This is a genomic window from Aeromicrobium endophyticum, from assembly GCF_003586285.1.
Lineage (GTDB): Bacteria > Actinomycetota > Actinomycetes > Propionibacteriales > Nocardioidaceae > Aeromicrobium > Aeromicrobium endophyticum.
The window spans coordinates 810,043-819,789 of the sequence record NZ_QUBR01000002.1; the positions used below are offsets into that span (position 1 = coordinate 810,043).

9 protein-coding genes and 1 tRNA gene are annotated in these 9,747 nt (G+C 68.0%); 6 read left to right on the forward strand and 4 right to left on the reverse strand.

All coding sequences use genetic code 11. The features are described 5' to 3' along the window. Nucleotides 1-17: 17 nt before the first annotated feature. Nucleotides 18-635 (reverse strand): GNAT family N-acetyltransferase, encoded by a 618-nt coding sequence (locus DX116_RS14475; protein ID WP_119704941.1) that lies wholly within the window; start codon nt 633-635, stop codon nt 18-20. Nucleotides 636-755: 120 nt separating this feature from the next. Here DX116_RS14475 and DX116_RS14480 point away from each other — a divergent pair, with 120 nt between their 5' ends. From DX116_RS14480 to DX116_RS14500, 5 genes are all read left to right on the forward strand, one after another. After that, nucleotides 756-1,505: a DUF554 domain-containing protein gene (locus DX116_RS14480; RefSeq protein ID WP_119704942.1), complete on the forward strand. Its 750-nt coding sequence runs from the start codon at nt 756-758 to the stop codon at nt 1,503-1,505. 131 nt (nt 1,506-1,636) lie between these two features. Then, nucleotides 1,637-2,989 carry a branched-chain amino acid ABC transporter permease gene (locus DX116_RS14485; protein ID WP_199716087.1) on the forward strand — a complete coding sequence of 451 codons (1,353 nt, stop codon included), beginning with the start codon at nt 1,637-1,639 and terminating at the stop codon, nt 2,987-2,989. 10 nt (nt 2,990-2,999) lie between these two features. Next, the gene (locus DX116_RS14490; RefSeq protein ID WP_119704943.1) at nt 3,000-3,995 is read left to right on the forward strand and encodes a branched-chain amino acid ABC transporter permease; all 996 of its coding nucleotides are present in this window, start codon (nt 3,000-3,002) and stop codon (nt 3,993-3,995) included. Then, a complete protein-coding gene (locus tag DX116_RS14495; RefSeq protein WP_119704944.1) occupies nt 3,985-4,902 on the forward strand; it encodes an ABC transporter ATP-binding protein in 918 nt (305 codons plus the stop codon). The genes DX116_RS14490 and DX116_RS14495 overlap by 11 nt, the downstream gene beginning before the upstream one ends. After that, nucleotides 4,899-5,684 (forward strand): ABC transporter ATP-binding protein, encoded by a 786-nt coding sequence (locus DX116_RS14500; RefSeq protein ID WP_119704945.1) that lies wholly within the window; start codon nt 4,899-4,901, stop codon nt 5,682-5,684. Before DX116_RS14495 ends, DX116_RS14500 begins: the two co-directional genes overlap by 4 nt. A 236-nt stretch (nt 5,685-5,920) precedes the next feature. Here DX116_RS14500 and DX116_RS14505 read toward each other — a convergent pair whose 3' ends face one another. Together DX116_RS14505 and DX116_RS14510 are read right to left on the reverse strand one after the other, a co-directional pair. Continuing rightward, nucleotides 5,921-7,174, reverse strand: coding sequence for an ABC transporter substrate-binding protein (locus DX116_RS14505; RefSeq protein WP_233556797.1), 1,254 nt, complete (start codon nt 7,172-7,174; stop codon nt 5,921-5,923). Between the two features lie 194 nt (nt 7,175-7,368). Beyond that, nucleotides 7,369-7,992 carry an ANTAR domain-containing response regulator gene (locus DX116_RS14510; RefSeq protein WP_233556799.1) on the reverse strand — a complete coding sequence of 208 codons (624 nt, stop codon included), beginning with the start codon at nt 7,990-7,992 and terminating at the stop codon, nt 7,369-7,371. A 32-nt stretch (nt 7,993-8,024) separates the two neighbouring features. On the opposite strand from DX116_RS14510, the gene DX116_RS14515 reads away from it, so the two are divergent. Next, nucleotides 8,025-8,107 (forward strand) — tRNA-Leu (locus DX116_RS14515). Between the two features lie 166 nt (nt 8,108-8,273). Here DX116_RS14515 and pyk read toward each other — a convergent pair. Next, nucleotides 8,274-9,725 (reverse strand): pyruvate kinase, encoded by a 1,452-nt coding sequence (pyk, locus tag DX116_RS14520; protein WP_119704947.1) that lies wholly within the window; start codon nt 9,723-9,725, stop codon nt 8,274-8,276. Nucleotides 9,726-9,747 lie beyond the last annotated feature (22 nt).

Sequence of the window (9,747 nt, forward strand, 5' to 3'; positions counted from 1 at the left end):
ACCGGGGCGACGCCGGTTCAGGGACGCGGCTGGGTGCTGCGGGAGTGGCCCTGGCGGCGGCGCAGCGTGCGGCGCACCGCGATGAGCCGGCCGGTGTCGCGCGAGTTGGTCGCCTTGGTGGTCAGGCGCGAGCGCAGCTTGCTCGACTGGATCGCGCGCAGCACGGCGATCTGGTTGAAGCCGATCTTGGTGAGGTAGCGGTGCGGCTCGCGCGAGTGCACGGGGATCGCGGCGATCACGATCTCGCAGTTGTGGTCCTCGCCGTGGCTGGCTGCGGCCGACAGCAGCGTCGACGCGACCGACTTGCGGCGGAACCGCGGCGACACCTGGATCTCGGTGACGATCAGCACGCGGGTGAGGTTGATGGGCGTCAGGGTCGTCACGTCGCAGACCGTCGCGCCGATGATCTCGCCGTCGACCAGCGCCACGATGATGCGCTTGTCGGGTCGGCCCAGCGTCAGCTCGAGCGCCGATGCCGCCTCGGCGACACCAGGCTGGCGCCACAGGGCCTGCTGCGTGAAGGCCTCGGACCCCTCGTCCTGGCTGGCGCCGAAGCACTCGGTCCACAGGGCCACCAGGGCGGCGGCGTCCTCGCGGTCGGCGTCGCGCAGGACGATGTGCGGTCGAGCCGACATGCCGTTCTGCCTCTCGTCCTGGGCGCTCCCGCGACGCGGGCGCCGAGCTGGAATGACACACTACGCGCTGACCCGGCCAACAGGCCCGGTTGAACGATCAATCGTGCAGGGAGACCATACATGTTCGTCGGGTTCGGCACCGTCACGAACGTCGCCACGGTGGTCGCCGGCTCCGGTCTCGGTCTGCTGATCGGCCACCGCCTCAGCCCCCGCGTGCGCACGACCGTCACGGCGGCGCTCGGCCTGGTGACCTTGCTGATCGCCGCCCAGGCGGCTGTCGCCGTGTCGGACGCCGACCTCACCCGGGCCGTGGGCGACAGCGCACCGACGTTGATCGTGCTGGGCTCCCTGGTGCTGGGCGGCATCATCGGTGCGGCCCTCCGTCTCGAGGACCGCATCGAGTCGCTCGGCGGATGGCTCCAGGCCAGGCTCTCGCGCGGCACCGGGCAGGACGAGGCGCGCGACCGCTTCGTCGAGGGCTTCGTCATCAGCTCGCTCGTCTTCTGCGTCGGCCCGCTGACGATCCTCGGCTCGATCAACGAGGGGCTCGGCAACGGCGCCGACCAGCTGCTGCTCAAGTCGACCTTGGACGGCTTCGCTGCTCTGGCCTTCGCGGCGTCCTTCGGCATCGGCGTGATGGCGTCCGCCCTGTCGGTCGGCCTGATCCAGGGGTCGCTGACGCTGCTGGGGGCGCTGCTCGGCTCGTTCCTGCCCGACGCCCACCTGGCCGCGCTCACCGCCACCGGCGGGCTCATCCTCATCGGCGTGGCGATGCGCCTGCTCGACCTCAAGACGGTCGCGGTGGCCGATCTGCTGCCAGCGCTCGTCATCGCTCCGATCCTGTGTCAGATCGTCGTCGCGACCCGCTGATTCGTGAACAGAACGAACGAAACCCAACTGTTACCTGATTCAGATCATTCGACACGCACGTGACTCCGTCATGTGGCTATAGTCCGAAGACCACTCAGCACCACCCCTTGAAAGCCGACAGGAGTACACGCGTGCGATTGCGACTCGCGGCCCTACTCGCAGCGGTGGCGGGAGTACTCACTCTCCTCGCTCCCAGCGCTGCGCTGGCCCAGGCAACGCCCAGCCCGACGCCCCCGGCCAGTGCCGGAGCGCCAGCTGCCGTCAACCCGATCGTCCCGGGCGCCAACATCACCGTCACCCTGCTCGACCTCAACGGCGGCAAGGGAGATCCCAAGCCCGTCCCCGGTGTCGGGCTCACCGTCCTGAAGGACAGCAAGGACGGCGCCGAGGTCGGCAGCCAGACCACCGACACCAAGGGCCGCGTCAGCATCGGCATCGAGGGCAACGGCACCTACGTCGTCGAGCTCGACCCGAAGACGCTGCCCGACGGCGTCAAGCTCAGCGGCAACGGTGAGACCGTCAAGACGGTCGAGGTCAAGCTGGCCTCGTCGAACTTCGTGCAGTTCCAGATCGGCGCGGTCGTGGTGCAGGACGCCTCGCTCGGCAGCAAGATCGTCGACGGCACGCGCTCGGGCATCATCGCCGGCCTGCTCATCGCGCTGGCCGCGCTCGGCCTCTCGCTGATCTTCGGCACGACGGGCCTGACGAACTTCGCCCACGGCGAGCTGATCACCTTCGGCGCCATCGCCACCTACATCTTCAACCGCGGGTTCGGCCTGCCGGTGGTCGCGGCGGGCGTGCTGGCCGTGATCGCCTCGGCCGCCTTCGGCTACCTGCAGGACCGCGGGCTGTGGCGGCCGCTGCGCCGCCGCGGCACGGGCCTCATCGCGATGATGATCGTCTCGATCGGCCTGGCCCTGTTCCTGCGCAGCATCTTCCAGTACGGCTTCGGCGGCTCGACGCGCACGCTGTCGCAGTACGTCGTGCAGGGCCGCCAGAGCTACGGCCCCATCGACCTGTCGCACAAGGAGATCGCGATCGTGCTGGTCTCGGTCATCACGATCGTGGTGACCTGCCTCGCGCTGATGCGCACCCGCCTCGGCAAGGCCATGCGGGCCGTCTCCGACAACCCCGCCCTGTCGGCGTCGTCCGGCCTGCGGGTCGACGGCGTCATCTCGGCGGTGTGGGTGCTCGGCACGGCCCTCACCGGGCTGGCGGGCGTCCTGCTCGCCGTCCAGCAGCAGGTCAACTTCCAGATGGGGTTCAACCTGCTCCTCCTGGTCTTCGCGGGCGTCACGCTCGGCGGCCTCGGCACCATCTGGGGCGCACTCATCGGCTCGCTGGTGATCGGCCTGATGGTCGAGCTCGGCCCGGTGTTCGGCGTCCCCGCCTCGATCAAGGAGGTCGGCGCCCTCGTGGTGCTCATCCTGATCCTGCTCGTCAGGCCGCAAGGCATCCTCGGCAAAGCCCAGCGAATCGGATAGGGCACCCATCATGGACTTCGGAACTGTCATCGACGCCGCACTGTCGGCGGCCCTGGGGCCTCAGGCCATCGTGTTCGCCCTCGCGGCGATCGGGCTCAACGTGCACTTCGGCTACACCGGCCTGCTGAACTTCGGCCAGTCGGGCTTCATGTCGATCGCCGCCTTCGGGCTCGCGGTCACGGTCGTCACGTGGGACCTGCCCTTCTGGCTCGGCATCATCGTGGGCATGCTCGGCGCGGTGCTGCTGGCCCTCGTGCTCGGCGTGCCGACGCTGCGGCTGCGCGCCGACTACCTCGCGATCGTCACGATCGCCACGTCCGAGATCTTGCGCCTCATCTTCGGCGCGGTCGAGTTCAAGGACACCTTCGGCGGCTCCAACGGCCTCACCGGCTTCGCCCGCACGTACCAGGACATGAACCCCTACGGCGGCGGCGTCGACCTCGGCATCGTCTCGTTCAGCCGCAACGACCTCTGGTCGATCACCGTCGGATGGACCCTGGTGGCCCTCAGCTGCCTGCTGGTCTTCGCCCTCATGCGCAGCCCCTGGGGCCGCGTCCTCAAGTCGATCCGCGAGGACGAGGACGCCGTCCGCTCGCTCGGCAAGAACGTCTTCGCCTACAAGATGCAGGCGCTCGTCCTCGGTGGCGTGTTCGGCGGTCTCGCCGGCATCTTCCACATCCTCAAGCAGGGCTCGGCGGTCCCCACCGACTTCAACACGACATTCACGTTCTACGCGTACGCCGCGCTGCTCGTCGGAGGCGCCGCTCGGGTCTTCGGCCCGGTCGTCGGATCGATGATCTTCTGGTTCCTCATCGCCGGCATCGGATCGTTCTTCAGCCAGGCCACCAGCGGCGCCGACCCGCTGCTGCCCGACTGGCTCATGACCAACACCCAGGCCAGCCTCATCCGTTTCATCCTGCTAGGACTTGGCCTCATGCTCCTCATGATCTTCCGCCCACAGGGGATCTTCGGGGACCGAAGGGAGATCGCAATCGATGGCCGCTGAACTCAGTGAGGCACGCGCCGCCTTGGCCGGTGTCTCGAACGAACCCGGTGCTCCCAAGCCCGATCCGATCGTCAAGGGCAGCAACATCACCCGGACGTTCGGTGGCCTCAAGGCCGTCGACGTCGAGCACATCGAGATCCAGCGCGGTGTCATCACCGCCCTGATCGGTCCCAACGGTGCCGGCAAGACGACCCTGTTCAACCTGCTCACCGGCTTCGACGAGCCCAACGAGGGCGACTGGTCCTTCAACGGCAAGTCGCTCGCGAAGGTGCCGGCCTACAAGGTCGCCCGTCGCGGCATGGTGCGCACGTTCCAGCTCACCAAGGTGCTGTCCAAGCTGACCGTCATCGAGAACATGCGTCTCGGTGCCACCGGTCAGCGCGGCGAGCGGTTCTTCTCGGCGGCCTTCAAGTCGCTGTGGAGCTCGCAGGAGGACGCCAACACCACACGGGCCGACGAGCTGCTCGCCCGGTTCAAGCTCGACGCCAAGCGCGAGGACTTCGCCGGCTCGCTGTCCGGTGGCCAGCGCAAGCTGCTCGAGATGGCTCGCGCGCTGATGGTCGACCCCGAGCTGATCATGCTCGACGAGCCCATGGCCGGCGTCAACCCGGCGCTCAAGCAGTCACTGCTCGGGCACGTGAAGTCGCTGCGCGACGAGGGCCGCACGGTCCTGTTCGTCGAGCACGACATGGACATGGTGCGCGACATCTCCGACTGGGTCATCGTGATGGCGCAGGGCCAGATCGTGGCCGAGGGCACCCCGAAGTCCGTCATGGCCGACCAGCGCGTGATCGACGCCTACCTCGGCGCCCACCACGACACCGACATCACCGAGATCGACGTCGCCGACCTCGAGGCAGAGGCCGAGGCCGAGCTCGTGGCCGAGGCGGAGGAGAACAAGTCATGACCGAGTCACCCACCACGACGTCCGAGCACGACAAGCACGTCGCCAACGCCGAGGGTGCGGTGCTGAGGGCCGACAACCTGATCGCGGGCTACCTGCCCGGCGTCAACATCCTCAACGGCGCTGATCTGTACTGCCAGCCCGGCGAGCTCGTCGGCATCATCGGACCCAACGGCGCGGGCAAGTCGACGCTGCTGAAGGCGCTGTTCGGCCTGGTCAAGATCCACGAGGGCTCCGTGAGCCTCAAGGGCGGCGACATCACCAACCAGCGCGCCGACCAGCTCGTCACCAAGGGCATCGGCTTCGTGCCGCAGACCGAGAACGTGTTCCCGAGCCTGACGATCGAGGAGAACCTCGAGATGGGCTGCTACCAGGAGCCCAAGAAGTTCCAGGAGCGGTTCGAGTTCGTCACCGACCTGTTCCCGCGGCTCGGCGAGCGTCGCAAGCAGCGGGCCGGACAGCTGTCGGGCGGTGAGCGTCAGATGGTCGCGATGGGCCGCGCGCTCATGATGGACCCGTCGGTGCTGCTGCTCGACGAGCCGTCCGCGGGCCTGTCCCCCGTGCTGCAGGACGAGGTGTTCGTGCAGACACGCAACATCAACAAGGCCGGCGTCTCGGTCATCATGGTCGAGCAGAACGCTCGTCGCTGCCTGCAGATCTGCGACCGCGGATACGTGCTCGACCACGGCACCACTGCCTACTCCGGCACGGGCAAGTCGCTGTCGAACGACCCCCGCGTCATCGAGCTCTACCTGGGCACCCTCGGCCAGAACACCGACGACTGACCCGCGACCCACCACGAAGGCCCGGCCCCCATGGGGTGCCGGGCCTTCGTCCGTCCAGGCACAGCTCCTGGACGGACAGTTCTTTCTGCGTTCGCGTAGCCCTGGCAGCGCGAGCGCAGACAGATCCGTCCCCGCCCGCCGCGCCACAGCGACGATGGAGGCATGCAGAAGGGCCCCGGTGCCGAAGCACCGGGGCCCTTGCGAGTCAGCTGATCAGCGTCAGCGTCATCGGTGGATCAGATCTTGCCGGCGATGTACTTGACCGGCTTGATCTTGTTCTTGCTGTCGTACTGGTAGATGCCGATCGAGGCGGCCGTCGGGCTGCCCGTCTTGCCCAGCTCGATCGGACCCGAGACGCCGTCGTAGTCGATGTCGGCCTTCGGGTCGTCCTTCAGCAGCGCAGCGCACGCCTCGAACGAGTCGCACTTCTCGCCGCCCTCGGTGACGCTCGGCAGCGCCTTGGCGATCGCCGCACCCGAGTCGTCGCCGGCCACGATGGCGGCCAGGGCCGACGTCACGGTCGCGTCGTACGACTCAGCGGAGTACGAGTAGTCCTTCAGGTCGGGGTTGACCGTGGCCAGCCGATCCTTGAAGTCCTGCGCGGCCTCGGCACCGGGGATGGTGCCCTTGGTGCCCTCGAGCGTGCCGTCGGGCAGCGTCGCAGCGTCGCCCTTGCCGTAGTTGGCGGTGTTGCCGTCGACGAAGTACGTCGGGACGTTCTTCGGGCCGACACCGGCCTGGATCAGCTTCGGGACGATCGTGGTGGTCTCCTCGAAGGCCACGAGCACGACGGCGTCGGGCTTGGAGTCGGCGACCTCGGTGATCTGGCTGTCGCCCGGGCCCGTCTTCTCGCTGTAGAGGACGTTGGCGGCCACGGTCGAACCGGCGTTCTTGAGGTTCTTGGAGATCTCCTTGGCCAGCGTCTCACCGTACGCGTCCTGACGAGCCAGGATCGCGACGTTCTGGCGTCCGTCCTCGATCAGCAGGTTGGCCAGCACGGCACCCTGGAGGATGTCGGACGGCGCGGTGCGGAAGTACAGGTCGGGCTTGGAGAAGTCACCGTTGTCGAAGTCGGTCGACGTGTTGGCCGGCGAGTACATGACGACGCCCGCCGACATGATCTTGTCGACGACGGTCTTGGAGACGCCCGACGAGGCAGCACCGACGATGACGTCGGCTCCGGCCTTGAGCAGCTTGTCGGTCTCGGCCGGGGCGATGCCCGAGTCGGTGTCGCCGGAGTCGGCCTTGACGCCGACGACGTCCTTGCCGTTGACGCCGCCAGCGGCGTTGATGTCCTTGATGGCCAGGTCGACGCCCGCGAACTCCGGGGGACCGAGGAAGGCCAGGCTTCCGGTCTGCGGGAGGAGGGTGCCGATCGTCAGGGTGCCGTCGCCCTTGGCGGCCGCGGGGGCAGCCTTGGTCTCGTCGGAGCTTCCTTCGCTGTCGCTGCTACCGCAGGCAGCGAGCACGAGCGCGCTGGCCGCTGCCACGGCAGCGAGGCGAATCGTTGTGGTACTGCGTTTCATCAATCCTCCGGATAGGTAGAAAGCCCGTGGCCGCGCCAGGGAGCCTGTACGTATGCATGAACCTAGTTGTTCACCGGGTCATTTGCGTCAAGGTTGTGTGAGCCCGCCGTTAAGTAGCCAATTTGTAACCGAGCCCGCGGAACGCCTGTCGTGGCTGGCTACTCGGCTGTCGTGCCCAGCTCCGGGCCGTGGTCGATGACACCCTGTGCCACCTGCAGCATCGACAGACGCAGGTCCATGGCGGTGCGCTGGATCCAGCGGAACGCGTCGGGCTCGCTGAGGCCGAGCGATGCCTGCAGCAGCCCCTTGGCCCGCTCGATCGCCTTGCGGGTGGCGAGCTGCTCGGTGAGGTCGCCGACCTCGTGCTCGAGCGCGGCGATCTCGGCGAAGCGGCTACGAGCCATCTCGATGGCGGGCACGAGGTCGGACTTGGTGAACGGCTTGACCAGGTAGGCCATGGCCCCGGACTGACGGGCCCGCTCGACCAGGTCGCGCTGGCTGAACGCCGTCAGCATGACGACGGGGGCGATGCGCTCGTGGGCGATCTGAGCCGCGGCGGCGATGCCGTCGAGCTTGGGCATCTTGACGTCCATGACGACCAGGTCGGGACGCAGCTGCGTCGCCAGGGCGACGGCCTGCTCACCGTCGCCGGCCTGCCCGACGACGTCGTAGCCCTCTTCGGCGAGCATCTCGGCCAGGTCGAGCCGGATCAGCGCCTCGTCCTCGGCGATGACGACGCGGGGAGCCGGCGATGGAGCCGATGGCTGGTTCAGGTCGTTCACATGAGAAGGTTATACGGCCTCGAACGAGGCGAGCCGAGTTGGCGGAATGGTAGACGCGACGGTCTCAAAAACCGTTGTCCGAAAGGGCGTGCGGGTTCGAGTCCCGCACTCGGCACGGGTACGCAACCGAAGGACCGGGCAGGCACCAGAAGCTCGAGTCTCGGAGCACCGACGCCGTCCTCGGCGTCGTCGTGCCGACTCGTCGGCAAGGGTGGCGATCAGGCTCGCTCGACCCACGGCGTCCGCAGGGCCAGCGTCTGCTCACCCTGCGGACGTGACCCTCAGACCTCGACGTCGTCGTAGCCCGGCACGACCTTGTTGATCGCGTCGCCCATGTTGTGGATGCGCAGCGCGTTGGTCGAGCCGGGGATGCCGGGGGGGCTCCCGGCCACGATGACGACCTGCTGGCCCTCGGTGCAGCGCTCGATCTCGAGCAGCGCACGATCGACCTGCAGCACCATGTCGTCGGTGTGCTTGACCTCCGGAACGGTGAACGTCTCGATGCCCCAGCTGAGCGCGAGCTGGTTGCGCACCAGCGGGTCGGGGGTGAACGCGATGACGGGCACGCGCGAGCGGTAGCGCGTCATGCGACGGGCGGAGTCGCCGCTCGTGGTGAAGGCGACGACGTAGCGCGCGTCGACCGACTCGGCGACCTCGGAGGCGGCGCGGCAGATGATGCCGCTCTTGGTGCGCGCCTTCCAGGTGAAGGCGGCCATGCGGGGCAGTCCGTGGTCCTCGGTGGACTCGACGATGCGGGCCATCGTGTGGACCGTGTGGATGGGGTACTCCCCCACGCTGGTCTCGCCGGAGAGCATGACGGCGTCGGCGCCGTCGAGGACGGCGTTGGCCACGTCGGAGGCCTCGGCGCGGGTGGGACGCGGCGCCGAGATCATCGACTCCAGCATCTGGGTCGCGACGATGACGGGCTTGGCATTGCGGCGCGCCTTCTCGACGATGAGCTTCTGGACGATCGGCACGTCCTCGAGCGGCAGCTCGACGCCGAGGTCACCGCGAGCGACCATGACGCCGTCGAAGGCGTCCATGATGCCGTCGAGGTTGTCGACGGCCTGCGGCTTCTCGATCTTGGCGATGACGGGACGGAGGATGCCTTCCTCGTCCATGATCTTGCGGACGTCGTCGTAGTCGTCGGCGGAGCGCACGAACGACAGCGCGATGAAGTCGACGCCGAGGCGCAGCGCGAACCGCAGGTCGTCGATGTCCTTCTCGCTCATCGCGGGCACGCTGACCATGACGCCGGGCAGGTTGATGCCCTTGTTGTTGCTGATGGTGCCGCTGGTCTCGACCAGGCAGGTCACGTCGGTGTCGGTGACCTCGGTGGCGCGGAAGCGCATGCGACCGTCGTCGATGAGGATCTCGTCGCCGGGGCTGACGTCGCCCGGCAGGCCCTTGTACGTGGTGGAGCAGCGGTGCTGGTCGCCCTGGATGTCGTCGATCGTGATGGTGAACGTCGCTCCGGCCTCGAGCTGGACCGGTCCGTCGGCGAAGCGTCCGAGGCGGATCTTCGGCCCCTGCAGGTCGGCGAGGGTCGCGATGGCCTTGCCGGTGGTCTCGGCAGCCTCACGCACCCACGCGTAGTTCTGCTCGTGGTCGGACTGGTCGCCGTGGCTCATGTTGAGACGCGCCACGTCCATGCCGGCCTCGGCCAGCTTGAGGATCTTGTAGGCGTTTCCGACGGCGGGACCCAGGGTGCAGACGATCTTTGCTCTTCTCACGTCCCCACCCTAGGCGGCGGGG

Coding starts and splice junctions, on each gene's coding strand:
- DX116_RS14500 (WP_119704945.1), top strand. CDS start 4,899: ATGACCGAGTCACCCACCACGACGTCCGAGCACGACAAGCACGTCGCC.
- DX116_RS14475 (WP_119704941.1), bottom strand. CDS start 635: ATGTCGGCTCGACCGCACATCGTCCTGCGCGACGCCGACCGCGAGGAC.
- DX116_RS14495 (WP_119704944.1), top strand. CDS start 3,985: ATGGCCGCTGAACTCAGTGAGGCACGCGCCGCCTTGGCCGGTGTCTCG.
- DX116_RS14490 (WP_119704943.1), top strand. CDS start 3,000: ATGGACTTCGGAACTGTCATCGACGCCGCACTGTCGGCGGCCCTGGGG.
- DX116_RS14480 (WP_119704942.1), top strand. CDS start 756: ATGTTCGTCGGGTTCGGCACCGTCACGAACGTCGCCACGGTGGTCGCC.